At 37.5% G+C, this 17,637-nt stretch carries 15 protein-coding genes and 1 tRNA gene; 12 read left to right on the forward strand and 4 right to left on the reverse strand.

Features of this window, described 5'->3' with window-relative positions; all coding sequences use genetic code 11:
• Positions 1-203: 203 nt before the first annotated feature.
• Together GQR38_RS03020 and GQR38_RS03025 are read right to left on the reverse strand one after the other, a co-directional pair.
• The gene (locus tag GQR38_RS03020; RefSeq protein ID WP_007585469.1) at positions 204-2,069 is read right to left on the reverse strand and encodes a DEAD/DEAH box helicase; all 1,866 of its coding nucleotides are present in this window, start codon (positions 2,067-2,069) and stop codon (positions 204-206) included.
• A gap of 160 nt (positions 2,070-2,229) precedes the next feature.
• Entirely contained in the window at positions 2,230-2,493 is a 264-nt protein-coding gene (locus GQR38_RS03025; RefSeq protein ID WP_007585470.1) for a GrxA family glutaredoxin, read from the reverse strand.
• Between the two features lie 257 nt (positions 2,494-2,750).
• Here GQR38_RS03025 and GQR38_RS03030 point away from each other — a divergent pair, with 257 nt between their 5' ends.
• The 9 genes from GQR38_RS03030 to GQR38_RS03070 all read left to right on the forward strand — a co-directional run bounded on the left by GQR38_RS03030 (position 2,751) and on the right by GQR38_RS03070 (position 12,564).
• Positions 2,751-3,788 carry a response regulator gene (locus tag GQR38_RS03030; protein WP_165721375.1) on the forward strand — a complete coding sequence of 346 codons (1,038 nt, stop codon included), beginning with the start codon at positions 2,751-2,753 and terminating at the stop codon, positions 3,786-3,788.
• A 22-nt stretch (positions 3,789-3,810) separates the two neighbouring features.
• The gene (locus GQR38_RS03035; RefSeq protein WP_165721376.1) at positions 3,811-4,419 is read left to right on the forward strand and encodes an isochorismatase family cysteine hydrolase; all 609 of its coding nucleotides are present in this window, start codon (positions 3,811-3,813) and stop codon (positions 4,417-4,419) included.
• Positions 4,412-7,222, forward strand: a complete 2,811-nt coding sequence (locus tag GQR38_RS03040; protein WP_165721377.1) for a PAS domain-containing hybrid sensor histidine kinase/response regulator — start codon at positions 4,412-4,414, stop codon at positions 7,220-7,222. Before GQR38_RS03035 ends, GQR38_RS03040 begins: the two co-directional genes overlap by 8 nt.
• Positions 7,223-7,824: 602 nt before the next feature.
• Positions 7,825-8,115 carry a hypothetical protein gene (locus GQR38_RS03045; RefSeq protein ID WP_024591629.1) on the forward strand — a complete coding sequence of 97 codons (291 nt, stop codon included), beginning with the start codon at positions 7,825-7,827 and terminating at the stop codon, positions 8,113-8,115.
• Positions 8,116-8,542: 427 nt separating this feature from the next.
• Positions 8,543-9,355, forward strand: a complete 813-nt coding sequence (locus tag GQR38_RS03050; RefSeq protein ID WP_231388455.1) for an EAL domain-containing protein — start codon at positions 8,543-8,545, stop codon at positions 9,353-9,355.
• Between the two features lie 108 nt (positions 9,356-9,463).
• Entirely contained in the window at positions 9,464-9,838 is a 375-nt protein-coding gene (locus tag GQR38_RS03055; protein ID WP_024591627.1) for an Hpt domain-containing protein, read from the forward strand.
• A 9-nt stretch (positions 9,839-9,847) separates the two neighbouring features.
• On the forward strand, positions 9,848-11,245 hold the full coding sequence (locus tag GQR38_RS03060) for a sigma-54 dependent transcriptional regulator (protein ID WP_346774064.1): 1,398 nt from the start codon (positions 9,848-9,850) through the stop codon (positions 11,243-11,245).
• Between the two features lie 112 nt (positions 11,246-11,357).
• On the forward strand, positions 11,358-11,888 hold the full coding sequence (locus GQR38_RS03065) for a peroxiredoxin-like family protein (protein WP_007585494.1): 531 nt from the start codon (positions 11,358-11,360) through the stop codon (positions 11,886-11,888).
• A 229-nt stretch (positions 11,889-12,117) separates the two neighbouring features.
• A complete protein-coding gene (locus tag GQR38_RS03070; protein WP_007585496.1) occupies positions 12,118-12,564 on the forward strand; it encodes an Hsp20 family protein in 447 nt (148 codons plus the stop codon).
• Positions 12,565-12,624: 60 nt separating this feature from the next.
• Here GQR38_RS03070 and GQR38_RS03075 read toward each other — a convergent pair whose 3' ends face one another.
• Both GQR38_RS03075 and GQR38_RS03080 read right to left on the reverse strand, forming a co-directional pair.
• Positions 12,625-14,181: a cryptochrome/photolyase family protein gene (locus tag GQR38_RS03075; RefSeq protein WP_165721378.1), complete on the reverse strand. Its 1,557-nt coding sequence runs from the start codon at positions 14,179-14,181 to the stop codon at positions 12,625-12,627.
• 192 nt (positions 14,182-14,373) lie between these two features.
• Complete coding sequence (locus GQR38_RS03080; protein WP_010554682.1) at positions 14,374-14,835, reverse strand: globin domain-containing protein; 462 nt, start codon at positions 14,833-14,835, stop codon at positions 14,374-14,376.
• A gap of 430 nt (positions 14,836-15,265) precedes the next feature.
• On the opposite strand from GQR38_RS03080, the gene GQR38_RS03085 reads away from it, so the two are divergent.
• From GQR38_RS03085 to nusA, 3 genes are all read left to right on the forward strand, one after another.
• Positions 15,266-15,342 (forward strand) — tRNA-Met (locus GQR38_RS03085).
• Positions 15,343-15,623: 281 nt separating this feature from the next.
• Positions 15,624-16,079 carry a ribosome maturation factor RimP gene (gene rimP / locus GQR38_RS03090; protein ID WP_002958482.1) on the forward strand — a complete coding sequence of 152 codons (456 nt, stop codon included), beginning with the start codon at positions 15,624-15,626 and terminating at the stop codon, positions 16,077-16,079.
• Positions 16,080-16,118: 39 nt separating this feature from the next.
• Positions 16,119-17,618 (forward strand): transcription termination factor NusA, encoded by a 1,500-nt coding sequence (gene nusA, locus GQR38_RS03095; RefSeq protein ID WP_007585502.1) that lies wholly within the window; start codon positions 16,119-16,121, stop codon positions 17,616-17,618.
• Positions 17,619-17,637 lie beyond the last annotated feature (19 nt).

Raw genomic sequence — 17,637 nt, forward strand, 5'->3', positions numbered from 1 at the left:
ATAAAATTTGAATTTTTTTCAAAGAGTCACTTTTAATAAAGGTTAAATTATATTTTACGGTTAATTTCTCAAGTTTAATATGTAGTTAAAAATATAACGCGAGTTGCTCAAGCCTTTCACCTTGAATCTATTACCTTCAAACTCCAGACACAAAAAAACCTTGTCACTTTCGTGGCAAGGTTTTTTTATTAAAGAGTCGTTGCTTATTTAGCTGTGAAGCTTACTGGGCGACGTTCTTTACGAGGGCCAGTACGCTTATCACCGCGTTGGCTATCGTCTTTATCTTTACTAAAGGTGCGCTTTTTGTCACCAGCTGGACGCTCAGAGCGTTCTGCACGTGGCTCAGCAGGGCCTTGATCTTGTGTAATTGTTAAGCCCATAGGACGTTTACAAATAAACACTTTTTGGAAATGATCAAGTACATCTTTAGGCATGTTTTGCGGTAATTGAACCGTACTGTGATTGTCGTGTAAACGAATATCACCAATAAACTTGCTTGAGATGTCAGCTTCGTTAGCGATAGCGCCAACAATGTTCTTAACCTGAACACCATGTTCACGACCTACTTCGATACGGTAAGTATCCATAGGGCCTGCATCACGGCTGTTACGTTCGCGAGGTTTACGCTCAGCGCGTTCACCACCACGTTCGCCGCCACGTTCGTTACGACGTCCACGGTCACCACCGCGATCATTGCGGTCGTTACTACGTGGGTTGCGATCGTTACGCTCGTTACGTTCACGAGGTTGAATCTTAACTTCTTCAACTTTAATTGGAGACTGTTGCTGTGCTAAACACAGTAACGCACCCGCTAAGCTTTCAAGAGGAAGTTCAAGTTTTTCAGCCATGTTAGTAGCTATCTCGTTAAAGAATGTAATATCTTTGTTTTCAAGCGCAATAGTTAATTTTGCTTGTAACGCTTCAATACGTTTTTCTTCAACGATTTTTGCAGTTGGTAATTCAACTTGTGCAATTTCAGACTTCGTATGACGAATGATATTTTTAAGTAAATAACGTTCGTTATGTTTTACGAATAAAATTGCTTTACCAGTACGACCAGCACGACCTGTACGGCCGATACGGTGAACGTAGGCTTCAGAATCTTGTGGTATATCGTAGTTGATAACTAAGCTTAAGCGGTCAACATCTAGACCACGAGCAGCAACGTCTGTTGCAATAACAACATTTAGCATGCCGCTTTTTAAGCGTTCTACAGTGCGTTCACGTGCTTGCTGGTTCATATCACCATTAAGTGGAGCAGCAGAGAAACCTTCGCGCTCTAATAACTCAGCAAGTTGTACTGTATCGTTACGCGTACGTACGAAAACAATAGCACCTTCATACTGTTCAGCTTCTAAGAAGCGAACAATAGCTTTATTTTTATGTACGCTTGCATTCCAAAACACTTGCTCAACAGATGATACTGTAGAGTTACGCGCAGAAATATGAACCTGTTCAGGATTGTTCATATACTTGCTGCTGATGTTTTGAATTTGCTTAGGCATAGTCGCAGAGAAAAGACATGTTTGCTTTTCGCGCGGTGTTTTTTCCATGATGCTTTCTACATCATCGATAAAGCCCATACGTAACATTTCATCGGCTTCATCAAGTACAAGTGCTTGTAGAGCATCAAACTTGATAGTGCCACGGTTAATGTGATCGATTAAACGACCTGGAGTTGCAACAATAACCTGAGCGCCACGACGAAGTGCGCTTAATTGGATACTGTAGCTTTGGCCACCATATAGTGCCAATACTTCAATACCACGAACATGTTTAGCATATTGTTCGAATGCCTCAGCAACTTGGATCGCAAGCTCACGTGTTGGTGTGAGTACAAGGATCTGTGGCTGTTTCACAGACGGGTCAATATTATTTAGTAATGGCAGTGCAAATGCTGCGGTTTTACCTGTACCCGTTTGAGCTAGTCCCAGTACGTCCTTTCTTTCTAGCAATAACGGTATACATTGAGCTTGGATTTCAGATGGTGTCTTGTAACCCAACTCTTCAACTGCCTTCAAAATTGCAGGAGAAAGATTTAGAGATTCAAACGTGACTGGTTCTGACATTAATACGCCTCAACGAATTTAAAGAGGCGCGCATTATATAGGATTCGCGAGGCAAATGCTTGTATAAATTGAAACTAATTTGTATGTGTTTGATGTTGGTCGAAATTTAACCAGCTCAATGTAGGGTTTATTAAACTGGTTAACATATTTAATACAAAGCTTATTTATACAAGCCTAGGTTTTCTTTTGCATAAGCTTCAAATTCTGTAAATCCACCAATGTGATTTTGGTCTACAAAAATTTGTGGAACAGTAGGGCAAGGCTTACCCGCTGACTTTTCAAGGTCGGCTTTACTAATGCCTTCTTTAATTATGTCGATGTAACGAAATTTAAAGTCATCACGTTCATTTGATAATTGCTCAGCAACATCTTTCGCACGAACACAAAATGGACAGCCTTCACGGCCAAAAATTACGGTTAACATAGCTTTCTCCTCAATTTGATTAATATCAGTTTAAATGAATGGAAAATTATTTAAAGAGAAAAAAATCGATTGCACCATTCTAATAAAAGCATAAATCATATTATGCATAGCAATATGATTTGCAAAATGCGAATGAAAAACCAGAGCCCTGTTTGTCTAATACTTAAGTCTATGAATGCAAGTGTGTTTACAAGAATTAATTTATGGCACATAACTTGATGATGTAGAGCTATACATTGGGTTAACGAGAATGCTTTATGAATATTAATAGTCACGTTTTAGAAATTATCCAAGGGGTAATAGGTAAATATTGTGAAACCCAAAGTCAAAAATTCTCTATTACCTTAATCAACAAGTTGCAATGTAACTACGTTTGTTTGCAAATGCCGCCAGAGCAAATGATTGCACAATGCGAGGCGTTTCTTACTCCGGCGCTAGCAGCAGTAAAGCAGTGCTTTTTACTTAACCTCGAAGCAAATATTCAGGGAGTTAGTATTCACTATCAGATTGATGATTCTGAACAAGTAAACACGTTGGATTTTCACGGGCTCTTAGCAACTAAAGAGTCTGTTAGTTTAGCGCTTGATGTTAGACAAAATGTAGACGTTTTAACTGATTGCGAAGCGTTACTCAAAAGCTGTTTAAAAATGTCAGCTAATACTCACGATCGTTTTGGTTTAAATTTTAAATTATTTAATAGCACGCTTAGAGAGTCTGCACAGCTAGAGGATTTACGCCATCTTAGTGGTAACGCATTAATTGATAAATTAAATAGTGACAGCTTAAATACACACATAAAGCTGTGCTCTATTAACGACATTTACGAGCTGAGCCAAGCTCATAAACTATCTAAAAAAATATTAGGCTGGCCATTTTTTGATACCGACTTAATTACTATTTTAACAACATTTCACACACAAACACGTTTATCGGTATTAGTAGCAGACGACAGCTTACCGAGCCAAATTGCTACAAAAGTAATGCTTGAAATGCTGGGCTGCTTAGTAACGTGTGCAGAAAATGGTGCCAGTGCATTAACACTTGCTCAAAATGAACCATTTGACTTGCTACTTTTAGATGAGCGTATGCCAGGAATGTTTGGTAGCGATGTGGCGCAGCAATTAGTTAGGCAAAATACACCTAATAACAATACTCCTAAAGTTATTTTAACGGGGTTAACAGGCGATGAGCAAATAGCTGAGTTGTTTGATAAAGGAATTACTCACTATTTACAGAAGCCAGTGACAAAAGCGGTACTTGAGAAATTTATTAAACCTTGGCAGTTAGCCTCTTAAATTGATTAATAAGGAGAGAGTTATGGATGATTTCTCTAAGACAGCACCTATTTTAATTGGTTTTCAAAACAATTACTTTTTGCCAAAAGGCATTTTGTATGACGAGGTTGAAGAGTCATCAAGAATTACTGGCGTGGGGGAAAATACACCCTATTTATTGGCCTTCTGCGCAGAGCAATTTGCTTTAGTTATTAATACACCCATTCACTTTACGCAAAACTATAGCGAGCTTAAAAATCCGATTGGTATATTAAAAGTCATTGCGGTGGGGGCATTTAAAGCGGGTTCGTACGGTGCTCAAACCATTAAGCAGCTAGACCTTTTTAGTAATATTATAGAGGTGGTATTTGGGAAAAGAAGTTTAAATGCTTTTACACATATAGGTTTAGCCGAAAACATCAAAAAACATGGGGCCACTAATATAATTTTAGCGGGTACTGTGTCTTCTATCTGTATTGATTCAACTGTGCGCACTGCTGTTGTACTTGGTTCTAATGCCACTATTTTAAGTGACTGCACACCGAGACGCACTCCTTTTGAACAAGCATTCTACTGTGAAAAGGTTTCCCTTCTTTATGCACGAGTTTGTCAGAGTAATACTTTTATAAAGTATTGGAGAGATCATGAATAATAATGATGAGCTACAAGTTCAAATCCAATATGCACTAGTTGAAAAACTTTCCAATAGTAATCGACGTCAAGCAAAGCTATTAGCTATTTTAGATGAGTGTATTTTTGAGTGTGATAAACATTTGAATTTTACTTATATTAATGAAGCTTGGGAGAAGAAGTTAGGTTACTCAACCGATTCATTAATTGGCTCCAATATTACTAAGTTAATGAATTGCGATGATATTATGCATTTTGTCGCATACAGCTGTTGTTTACTAGAAGGGAAGCAGGCTCCCAGTGTAGAAATACAAATTAAAAGCAGCATCGGGCTCATGAACTGGTTTGAGTTAAGGTTAGTTTATGATGAAAAAAGCGGCTTTATAGGCTCGTTCTATGACATTCAACGTCATAAAGATTCTCAATTATTGCTCACACAACAACAAAAATATGTAAAACGCTTATCGCTTGTTGCGAGCCATACAAATAACTTAGTAATAATTACAGATAAATTTGGCGTAATTGAGTGGGTTAACAATAGTTTTGAAGTACTTACAGGTTACACCTGTGATGAGGTTATAGGCACTAGCCCTGGTCAATTACTGCAAGGGCCAAAAACATGTGAAAAAAGCCGTAAGGTTATGTCTCATGCCGTAAAAAATGGACTTCCTTTTCAAGTTGAAACTACAAATTACGATAAAAACGGTAATATTTATTGGGTTGCTATTGATGCAAACCCAGTGCGAGATGATGAAGGTCAAGTAAAGCACTTTATCGCTATAGAAACTAATATCACGCAGCGAGTTAAAGCTGAACAAGCAATGGCAGAGATAGAATATAACTATCACTCTGTCGTAGATAATATTCCTGATATTGTTTTACGCCTTGATACATTTGGCAACCTATTATTTATAAATCAAGCATGGCAACGCGTCTTACACAGCAATGTAGATGAGAGCCTTGGCTTACCTATAATTAAGTTTATAGCAAAAGAAGATGTAGAAAAAATTAGTAGCACTTTGCTTGATTATAAACATGGTAAGCGTGATATACGTCGCTTTGATATACGTTTGATTAATGCACAAGGGATAAATAATTGGGTTGAAATGACACTTACTCCCATTGTGGGTGGCTACGAAAGCGATTTGTTATCTATTGCCGCAACACTTGTTGATATACAAGAACGTATTGAAAGCGAGCAAATATTGCTTGAAGCTAAACATCAGGCAGAAACATTAGCTGAGTCTAAAAGCCGATTTATGGCAAATATTAGCCATGAAATTCGCACGCCATTAAATGCCGTTATTGGCTCTGCAGATATTTTGCATCATACCGGTTTAACTTCTGAGCAAATGCGTTACACACAAATGATTAAAACAAGCTCTGATGCATTACTGAGTGTATTGGACGATGTATTAACGTATTCGCGTTTTGAAGCACAAGCTATAACACTCGATAATCAGCCATTTAGTATTGATACGTGTATTGAAGAAGCAATAGATATAATTTCCCAAAGCGCTTTGCAAAAAGGGCTTGAGGTTGTTTTTGATTTTTATCCTGATGTCCCCGCTCAAGTAATTGGTGATCATGCACGTATAAGGCAAATAGCCATTAATTTATTAGCCAATGCGATTAAGTTTACTCAGCAAGGCGTAATAACGGTGACCGTTAGATGTACTTACATTGGAGCCAATAATTTAAATCTTCATTTATCAGTAAAAGACACTGGAATGGGAATCGCAAAAAATAAAATAGAAAGTATGTTTATGCCTTTTATTCAATCAGATAATTCAATTACCCGAAAACATGGTGGTAGTGGCTTAGGCCTTGCTATATGTAAGCAAATTTGTGATGTAGTAGGGGGAGATATTTCGGTTAACTCTGAGCTCAATAAAGGGAGTGAGTTTATCGTTAATTACCCGTTACAAATAGACACAACCGACTCAATATTGCGAGAGGGGTTTGCAGCACGAAGTAAAAAGCCAAGAGTATGGATTGTAGGACATAACCAAATTTTAAAAACCGCGTTGGAGCACACACTCACTCGGTTTTCTATCGCTTTTGAGCACTATGAAATATGCCCAGATATCCCTGAGTATGATAGTTTTCCTGATGCAATTGTATTAACTGATCCTCCAATGCTAGCCCAAACACGCGAGTGTATAAATACATATAACTCCCTTAATTCACCGTGTTTACTTATCTTAGACTTACTAGGTGAAAGCTTATTACCGCAAAATCTTAACGACAGAGAGCTTAGGTTAAATGGCCCTTTTAAAGTATCGCATGTACCGCGAGCAATTAGTTTATTGGAAGAGCAGTTATTTCATTTAGATATTATATTTACTAATCGTGAACAAAAAGAAGCCTTAGAAAGCTCTTCAGGGTTAACTCAGTTGAATGGGACCAATGTATTGGTTGCTGAAGATAATACTAATAATCAAATAGTAATAAGACAGTTTTTAGAGCAAAAAGGTTGTCGGGTATATGTTGCTAGCGATGGGCAGGAGGCAATAACCAAGGCTAAAAACAATAAACTTGATATTATTTTTATGGATATCCAGATGCCAATACTAGATGGGATCTCTGCAACTAAAGCAATCAGAAAGTTAGGTATAGTCACCCCTATAATAGCGCTCACAGCAAATGCAATTCATGGTGATAAAGAGCGATTTATTGAAGTGGGGATGAATGATTATTTAGCTAAACCAATTGTAAGTGAAACACTTTATTTATTGCTTGATAAATATGCACCAAAGCAGGCTATTGAATCTAAGCATCTAAAGCTTACTCGTTTAGCGCAAGTGTGGGAAAAGCTGAGCTGAGCAATGAAGGTTAGGGTCTGTTGAACTTTCAGGGTTAAATTTGCAGCAGTCTGTTTGGTATTTAGGCCAGGCAGAGCCTATGCAGTGTGGTTATTCCCCATAAATGGGCGATAACGTAGCATTAATGCCAAACAGGCGCTGCCCAAAGGGTTCTTCCTAGGGGCTATTTACTCTTTGTTGCTCGGTTTTTACTTAGCCCGCTAGGTTACAAACCTCGCGCCGCGATTAAACCGCCTCTAGTTTGAACAAATTTTAATCCGCAAAGATCAACAGACCCTAATATAAAAAGTGGGTTTGTGTTGCATAAAACTTGATAAACGAAGAAATTAACCTAGTATTTTAGGAGTAAGTTAAATTTATTTTTTAGTATTTAATGAGTGTTTTTATTATAGTTTTTCAATTTGATTCGCAAATTGCAATTCAAAATAAAAATACAACGTTACGAATTATTTTTGGATTCTAAATTACATTTTTAATTTTTTTAATACTTTGATTTTGTTGTTTATTTTATCTTTCGTTTGTTTTTGTTTAGTTGGCACGGCTTTCGCAACATATTAAATATCAAATCAAGACGAATTTAGTTAAATTTTAAGGGGTGCAAAATGCAAACAAACACAAAAGCTAAACAACAGCCTAAAGGTAACAATTGGGTACTAACACCTGAAATTATGGTTTTGTCTATTTTGCTTGTTGCCACTTTAATAATAGGTATTACAGTTTTACGAGGTAGCGATTCGATTGAACCGTTGGCAGATATACAGCCAATTACTTTTACACAAGCTGATGTTGAAAACGCACAGTTGATGAGTAATACATTTGACTCGCAAAATACTAACTATGCACAACATGTAACTGCTCCTAAAAACGAAAATAACGACACTCTTTCAAACTAGAGACTTTTGCGCAGGTAACTATTTATAGTTGCCTGCGTTTTTTTATGTTCCTACCACCGTTTTAACTTTCTATCCCTCCCTATAAAATTAGCTATATGCTTTTAAATTTAGATTGTGCTTAACCTAAACAGGGTTTTATCAAAGCTTTCTCTTTTCTCACCTACAATTGCTAACACTAGCTTTAGTAGCAGCTATTAACTGGCTTATCTGTGCTTTATAGGCTCGATTAAGCGCTCATTTGCCAATTTAGGTGCATAGCAAACTGAATTGCAAAATGCGAATAAAGTGGGAGAACTAAAATCTTTTAACCTTCCAATTTAACCGCCTGAATCCATTGGTTTTTATTTCTATTTTTCCACATTTAAAATGGCCTGTAAATTGCTACTCATTATAATAAGTCACTAAGAGTGAAAAACGGAGCAAAATCATGAGTGCGTTTAAATACCTAGAATCGGAAAGCCCAGTCAATCTCGCAAGATGGCATGAGTTAGAAAGAATCATGTCTGATTCAATGCAAAATAATTATTTTAAAATGGTTTATCAACCGCTTGTATCATTAGGAACGGGAAAGTTGGTCGGCTTTGAGTCGCTAGTAAGGTGCCAATCACCGCGCTTTGGTATTGTAGGCCCTGATGAGTTTATCCCGCATGTAGAGCAATCGGGAATGATTTTAGAATTAGGTGACTGGATTTTTGAGCAATGTTTGTCTGATCTAAAACAGATGCGACATTTTGGTATGACAGATATTGCTGTTTCTTTAAATATTTCACCGGTACAAATTTTAGATGGTGATGTGTTTTCAAAAGTAATGGCTTTGCTAGAAAAGCACCAAATACCACCACAAGCCATTAAAGTTGAATTAACGGAAACAGCGCTAATTCATAGTCCTGATAAAATAGCTAAGGCGTTTGAAAACTTCCATAAAGAAGGCGTAAAGGTATGGATTGATGATTTTGGCACTGGGTACGCGTCTTTAGGTCTACTTCGTCAATTTGATATCGATGGTTTAAAAATTGATCGCAGTTTTGTAAGTGGTATTGCAACTAATAACGAAGACTTTACGTTATGTAGCGCAATTATTGCGATGGCTCAACGATTGGGCTTACAAACTGTAGCAGAAGGCATTGAAGAGAATGAGCAATTACAAATATTAGAACAACTTGGTTGTGATATTGCTCAGGGGTACTTGCTCGATAAGCCGCAAACATTAACAAAAAGTATTGATACCTGGGCTCTGTAATTGTTTATATTCATTTTGATTTGCAAAATGCAAAAAACAAATTACTCTTAAACTACAATTCTTACATTTTCTTAGTGTACGAAGCTTTAACTTACACAAAGGTTATCTATGCCTATATCAGAGCAGTTTATCGATAAAAGTATTACGGAGTTAAATGTTTTAATTCAACTTGAAAAGGATGTTGGAATAAGCGTTTTAGCTCGATTAGTAAACTTATTTATCGATGAATTAGTTACTATGGCTAACCAATTAGATACGGCAATTAGTAATGCAGATATTATAAAAATTAGAGAAATAATGCATGTTTTGAAAAACTCGGCTGCTTTATATGGAGCCGCTCCTTTAGCTGCATTGGCAACACAGTTACACGATTCACCACCACCAACCACAGAAGAAAACTTGCACGCAGCGCTTGTTATTAAACATAACTTGGATAAAACCCGAGATGCATATCAAATAATGAGTAAGAGTATAGCTATCTAGGAGAAAGCCGTGTCAGATATAATGGGTAAAGGCCTTGTTTATATTGTTGAAGATAGCATCGCAAGTGGTGCTTTGTACGCAAGTCAGCTAGAGCAAGTAGGTTTTGAATGTAAGCATTTCGCAGATGGATATTCTGCTTTGGTCGGTATTAAAGAAAAAATGCCTGCGGTGATAGTACAAGATGTATGCTTGCCTGATATAAGTGGGCTTGAAGTTTTACAATTTGTAAATAAACAAAAAAATCCTGCTAATGTAGTCATGATCACCTCAAATAGTTCTATTGATATTGCAGTGGAAGCTATGCGTTTAGGTGGCTTCGACTTTTTAGAAAAACCCTTCACAAGTCAGCGACTTATTAGCTCAGTAGAAAGCGCGTTAACACCCAAAGAGCAAGCTAAAGTACAACCTTTGGTTCAAAGCAGTGATAAAAGCCAAGATTTTGTTGGTGAATCTCTCGCAATGAAAACCGTTTTTAGATTGCTAGATAGTGCAGCTAGAAGCAAAGCATGCGTATTTATTACAGGTGAAAGTGGAACCGGTAAAGAAGTTTGTGCACAAACTCTTCATGATGCAAGTCCCCGAAATAAAGGGCCGTTTATTGCTATAAACTGTGCTGCGATCCCTGCTGAATTATTTGAGTCTGAATTTTTTGGGCATGTTAAAGGGGCATTTAGTGGGGCGTTAAGCGATCGTAAGGGCGCTGTTGAAGTGGCCAACGGCGGTACGTTATTTCTAGATGAACTATGTGAAATGGAGCTTAACTTACAAGCTAAGTTATTGCGCTTTTTACAAACCGGCATATTTAGCAAGGTTGGTAGCAGCGAGGTATTACACAGCGATGTTCGCTTGGTATGTGCAACCAACAGAAATCCAATAATAGAGGTAGCAGAAGGGCGCTTTAGAGAAGATTTATATTATCGTTTAAATGTTATCCCCGTAAAGCTCCCGCCTTTAAGGGAGCGCGGAAACGATATATTACTGCTCGCTGAGTATATTTTAAAACAAAAAAGCGATAGCAACGCTAAACATTTTATTGGCTTTTCTGATGAAGTTAAGGCGCTTTTTTGTAATTACGATTGGCCAGGAAATATACGCGAACTGCAAAATGTAATTGAAAATACAGTCGTTATTAATGATGGCGATGTAATAGAAAGAGATATGCTACCAAATTCATTTGGTCTAGGCGCTGTAAAACACTCAAGCTCAACTAAGTCAATTCACAATACAAACGATCAGAGTGTTCAATTATCTCCTATGTCGGTTCACGATATAGAACCATTATGGCAAGTTGAAAAAAGGGCTATTGAAAACGCAATCAAAAGCTGCGAAGACAACATTCCTCTTGCTGCTGCTTATTTAGGGGTAAGTGCATCTACCATTTATAGAAAAATAAAGGGATGGTCTTAAAGCTTTAATAGATTTTAATTGCAATTTTAGGTTGAATTAATAAAAGTTACCCTAAACTCTATGTGTAAGAGCAAAATTAATTTTTAATCTGAAATAGTAAAAGGAGATCGCAATGAGTAACACTAGTTTAAAACCTGCGGATATTATGCCATCACTAGTAGTGAGTGATGTTGATGAGAAAAAGGTAGATTTAGTTGACAGAATAAGTGACTCTCCGTGGAAAATGATTGTTGTTTATCGAGGCCAGCACTGCCCTAAATGTACTGCGCAACTCAACGAGCTTGCTAAAGTTCATAAAGACTTTAAAGAGGCTGGAGTTGAAGTGGTTGCAGTAAGTGGTGATAGCCATGAGCAGCTTAATAAACATCTTGAAAAAATAGATATTAACTTCCCAATTTACTATGGTTTAACAATCGAACAAATGACTGATTTAGGGCTACATATTAGCGAGCCTCGCAGTGGTGCAGAAACTGATCATCCATTTGCTGAACCAGGGATTTATGTGCTTAATGAAAAAAATCAGCTTCAAATGGTCGATATATCAAACAGCCCGTTTGTTCGTCCTGATTTAGAGCAACTGCTAGGTGGGATTAAGTTTTCAAGAGAAAACGACTATCCAATCCGGGGCACATTTATTAAATAGTATTCATTTTACATGGTTTCAAAAAAGGCACTCTTCAGTGCCTTTTTTATTTATTTTTAATAAATTTACTTGAAAACAATTTTACCGTCCATATATAGTTAAGTAGGACGCCTGATGGGTCCTAAATTAAACTTAAACAATTGAAATCTATATTATTAATTAAACTTTGCTTGAGCTTGTTCAATAGAAAAGCACATGCAAAATATCGCTTAAATATGAGGATATTATTATGCGTACAGTAGACTTATCACCACTTTATCGTTCATTTATCGGCTTCGAACATTTAGCATCACTTATGGATGCGGCAGCTAATACAGACAAGCAGCCGAGTTTTCCTCCTTACAATATAGAAGCACTCGATAAAGACAAATACAGAATCACTATGGCCGTTGCCGGTTTTAGTGATAGTGAATTGACCATTGAGTCAGAAAACAACACATTAAAAGTTGCAGGTATTAAAGCTAATAAAGATGAAAATAATGAACGTAAGTTTATTCATCAAGGTATAGCAGAGCGTAACTTTGAACGTAAATTTCAGCTTGGAGACCATGTAAAAGTACTTGGTGCCGATTTAGCTAACGGCTTATTGAGCATAGAGTTACAGCGTGAAATTCCTGAAGCACTTAAACCACGTAAAATAGAAATTGGTAATAGTAATCTAATAGAAGGTAAATAGTCTTCTAAAGTACATATTCCCCTGATTATTTAGCCGCCTCATTTGAGGCGGTTTTTTTACTTAAAGCGCTTCTAAATTATTAAGGTAGTAGGTTGCTTGTTGCAGCGTTTGTTCTTGAAGTGTTTTATCTTGTTTATCCCAGTTTTTATATACCATACCAATACGTGGATTCTTCTCTAGCCTGTCTCTGTGTCTATTCATGAAATGCCAATACAAGCTATTTAGCGGGCAGGCCTTATCTCCTACTTTTTGTTTAACATCGTACTGACAGCTTTTGCAGTAATCGCTCATTTTATTAATGTAGTTACCGCTTGCAGCATAAGGCTTTGTTGCAATTATTCCATCATCGGCAAACTGGCTCATGCCTCGAGTGTTGGGCATTTCTACCCATTCTATGGCATCTATATAAACGCCTAAGTACCAGTTGTCTACGTCATCAGGGTTAATACCTGTAAGCATGCAAAAGTTCCCAATAACCATTAGGCGCTGAATATGATGAGCATAAGCGGTTTCAAGGCTTTGTTTGAGTGAGTGGCTTAGACAATTCATTTTTGTAGAGCTGTTCCAAAAATAAGATGGCAGTTTATTTTTGGCTTGTAGCTGATTTTTAACTGCGTAGTCGGGCATGTTAATCCAATAAATGGCACGTACATACTCTCTCCAGCCTAATATTTGCCTAGTAAAGCCCTCTACTTGCGAGAGGGATATTTCATTGGGTCTTTGTTCGTATTCGCTTATTACACGTTTGATTACATGTAACGGGTGGAGTATTTTTGCGTTTAGGGCAAACGATAAACGGCTATGGTACAGGCTGGTATTGTTTTTACTTTGATCTGTCATCGCATCTTGAAAGTGACCAAAGCGACTAAGTAAGTGCTCACAAAAGTATTCAAGAGATTCAATCGCTTGTTTACGAGTTGTTGGCCACTCCAGTGAATGTTGATTTATTTCACCCAAATAAGCGACGTTGTGTTTATTTAAACGAGAGATAATGCTGCTAACATCAGTATTGAATAACTTAGGCTCTGGGATGTCGGCTAAGTCTTTTTTGGAAAATTTATTACGATTATTACTATCAAAATTCCATTTGCCACCAGTTGGCTTTGCATCATCAATTAATATATTAAATTGCTTACGCATAGCACGATAAAAATGCTCCATTGTTACATGCTTGTTTTTTGTAAAGCGTGTTTTTATATCGGTGAACGGTAATAAAAAGTGTTCAGTATCTGTAGCAATTACATTTAATGAGCTATCACTTTTAAACTTAGCTAATTGAGATTTTAGCCTAAACTCGTCAGGGTATTGATATTCAATAGAGTCGCATTGGTATTTATCGGCAACTCGCTTGAGTAATTCAATCAAGTCCTTGTCGTCATCGGTATCATCAAGTGTTAAATGCAAAACATTAAAACCTGCCGTGTTTAATGCAGTTGCAAAGTTTTCCATAGCATTAAAAAAGGCACACAGTTTTTGAATGTGATGTTTAACGTAGTCAGTTTCTTGTTTTAGTTCTGCGATGAGGTAAAGCGTGTCGTCGTCTTTTTGCTTGTACCATGAATGAGATGGGTTTAGCTGATCGCCTAGTATTAGTCTGAGTGTTTTGTGATGGGTCATAGTAAAGCCAAATTTTTTTATACGGACGTATTTAATTAAAGGATCGTTTTACTATTTAACTACGAGTGAATAGAGCAAAAAGGCTTAACCGATTATCAAGGCAATAAAGGCGTGCTGGATCATGGTGTGCAAATGAGTTTAATTAATGGGGAGGTTAAGTAAGTTAAATTGCCACCCCTAAAAATTGTATATTTAAATTTTATTACTTTGCTTTTGCTGCATTTTTTGTTGTAACGAAACCACATTAGATACATTAAATAGAATATTGCTGGCAAAGTTTTCAAAATATTTAAGGGCTTTTTTCCAAGCGAGCTGGCTCTCAGGAGTAAAGTGTTTACCAAGGTGCTCTTTAAGGGTTTCGTAAAACGCATCAGATAATAGTGCAATGTCATTTTGTGAAACACTGCTTTTTTTTAGGTACATTAAATGATGTGCTAAAAAAGGAGCTACCGATGCTGGCTTATCTAAATGTTTAACAATTCGTTCTAACACACAAAAAAGGGTAAAACTCTTTTCGTTAAATTGTAAGGCTGTTGGGTAATTCATTTCAATGCTAGATTCAGCCAATTTACTGTGAAATCGAGCCGTGAAAGCATGAAAATTTGGCTTAATAATTGTTAAGTTATTTAACAATGCTGATTGTTGTTGATTCATTTTTATCTCGCTGCAGTGAGTAATAACTATTATTATTAAGTGGCATAAAATTGATTATAGCGGGCAGATAAAATTCTGCACGTTTTTTTAGTGTTAAAGTATGGGTTTTAGTTATATCAATTTATTTTCTGGTAAATTGTAAGCATCTAGAAGGTACTAAGGTAGCTCAAATTTAGTTTGTTTGATTTTCACTCAAAAATAATAAGCTGTAATATTTAATAATTTAGAGACAGCATTTTATAAAATTGATTGATTACTTATGTTACTTATATATACATTAAATTAGCATCTTGACGAATTGGAAATTTTATAAACTAATTGCGTATTATAGTTGCTAATCATCCCGTACATCCTTATAATAGCGGCCATTGTTTAGCATGTTGTAAAACAGCTAACAGCGATATTAAATTTAAAGTTTGATATCTATTGGCGCGGGATGGAGCAGTCTGGTAGCTCGTCGGGCTCATAACCCGAAGGTCGTCGGTTCAAATCCGGCTCCCGCAACCAATTCTACTAGTAGGTATTACCTTACTAATTTATATCGCGCATTCTAAGTAATGCGCGTTTTGCGTTTTAGACTATGTAGTTTAATTAGGTCAGTTTACTGACTCGCAACCAAGCTTGGCCCTAGGCCACACAGTTTTATGCTTTATTGGTGTGACGCCCCGCTTGGTTCGGGGCGTTGTTGTATCTGCACCTTGCGATTTGTGGCAATTGTCATCAAATTAAAACTTAAACTCAGTATTTTAGGGCTATAAGCCCTTTTTTTGTTTGTATGGAGGATTTTCGTGACAAAACTTGAACAAGATTTAGTAACCATGTTAACGCCTGCGGTAGAAATGTTAGGCTTTGAATTGCATGGTCTTGAATTTGTGCAAGCGGGTCGCCATTCTACCTTAAGAGTATATATTGCTCATGAGGATGGGATCTCAGTTGATAACTGTGCGGATGCAAGTCGCCAAATTAGTGCGATTTTAGACGTCGAAGACCCAATTACAAATGAATATGATTTGGAAGTATCGTCTCCTGGTGTTGATCGTCTATTATTCAAACAAGATCACTACGAGCAGGCGCAAGGAGAGGAAGTACGCGTGCGTACTAAACTTCCACAGGATGGTCGTCGTAATTTTAAAGGCGACTTAGTAGCAGTTAGCAGCGATATGATCACACTATCTAGCGATGGTGCAGAGCATCTGATCATGCTTAGTAACATCGAACGTGCGAATTTAATCGCGAAGTTTTAAATTCGAGTGCGAAGGAATAGGGCAAGCGAGGCATTACCCATGGCAAAAGAGATATTATTGGTTGCTGAAGCCGTTTCCAATGAGAAAGCGGTTCCAAAAGAAAAGATTTTTGAAGCTCTAGAGTTCGCTTTAGCGACAGCTACAAAGAAAAAACACGATGGCGAAATTGAAGTACGCGTAGCAATTGACCGTAAAACCGGTGATTACGATACGTTCCGTCGTTGGCAGATTGCCGCTGTATTAGAAGATGGTTCTTTAGAGAACCCATACAGCGAAATCACTCTAGAAGCAGCACAGGTTGAAGAACCTGATTTGCAAATGGGTGATTATGTTGAAGAGCAAATCGACTCAATCAAATTTGACCGTATTACAACACAAATGGCTAAGCAAGTTATCGTACAAAAAGTACGTGAAGCTGAGCGCGCTTTAGTTGTTGAAGCATACAAAGATCAAGAAGGCGAGCTGGTAACGGGTGTTGTTAAAAAAGCAACTCGCGATGCAATCGTACTTGATTTAGGTAACAACGCAGAAGCGGTAATTTACCGTGATGACATGTTACCACGTGAAAACTTCCGCCCGGGTGACCGTATCCGTGGTCTTTTATATGAAGTTAAGCCTGAAGCACGCGGTGCACAATTATTTGTAACGCGCTCTAAACCTGAAATGCTAATGGAATTATTCCGCATTGAGGTGCCAGAAATTGGCGAAGAGATGATTGAATTACGTGCAGCAGCACGTGATCCAGGTTCACGCGCTAAAATTGCTGTTAAATCTAACGACAAACGCATTGACCCAATTGGTGCATGTGTTGGTATGCGTGGCGCACGAGTTCAGGCTGTATCGTCAGAACTTGGCGGTGAGCGTGTTGATATCGTACTTTACGATGACAACCCGGCACAATTTGTTATCAATGCAATGGCGCCAGCAGAAGTTGCTTCAATCGTAATGGATGAAGACACTCACTCAATGGATATCGCTGTAGAAGCAGATAACCTAGCGCAAGCAATTGGTCGTAATGGTCAAAACGTTCGTTTAGCAAGTCAGTTAACTGGCTGGGAACTAAACGTAATGACTGTTGAAGACATGCGTACTAAAAATGAAGCTGAATCTGATAAGTTACTTAACTTATTCACTGAAAATTTAGAAATTGATGATGAGTTTGCATCATTACTTATCAACGAAGGTTTCTCGACACTTGAAGAAGTGGCGTATGTACCAGCGTCTGAATTTTTAGAAATTGATGGTCTTGATGAAGAGACTGTAGATTTACTGCGCTCACGCGCAAAAGATGCATTGACAACTAAAGCACTTAAAACGGAAGAAAGCTTAGATGGCGCAGAGCCAGCTGAAGACTTACTTGCGCTTGAAGGCTTAGAGCGTCACTTAGCATTTGTTATGGCAAGCAAGGGTGTTGTTACACTTGAAGACTTGGCAGAACAAGGTATTGACGAATTAGTTGATATCACAGAACTTTCATCTGAAAAAGCGGGTGAACTGATTATGGCTGCACGAAACATTTGTTGGTTTGCAGACGAGTAATTTATTAACGGAGGTATTA

It is taken from the genome of Pseudoalteromonas sp. c7(2019), assembly GCF_011378625.1.
In the GTDB taxonomy this organism is placed as follows: domain Bacteria; phylum Pseudomonadota; class Gammaproteobacteria; order Enterobacterales; family Alteromonadaceae; genus Pseudoalteromonas; species Pseudoalteromonas arctica.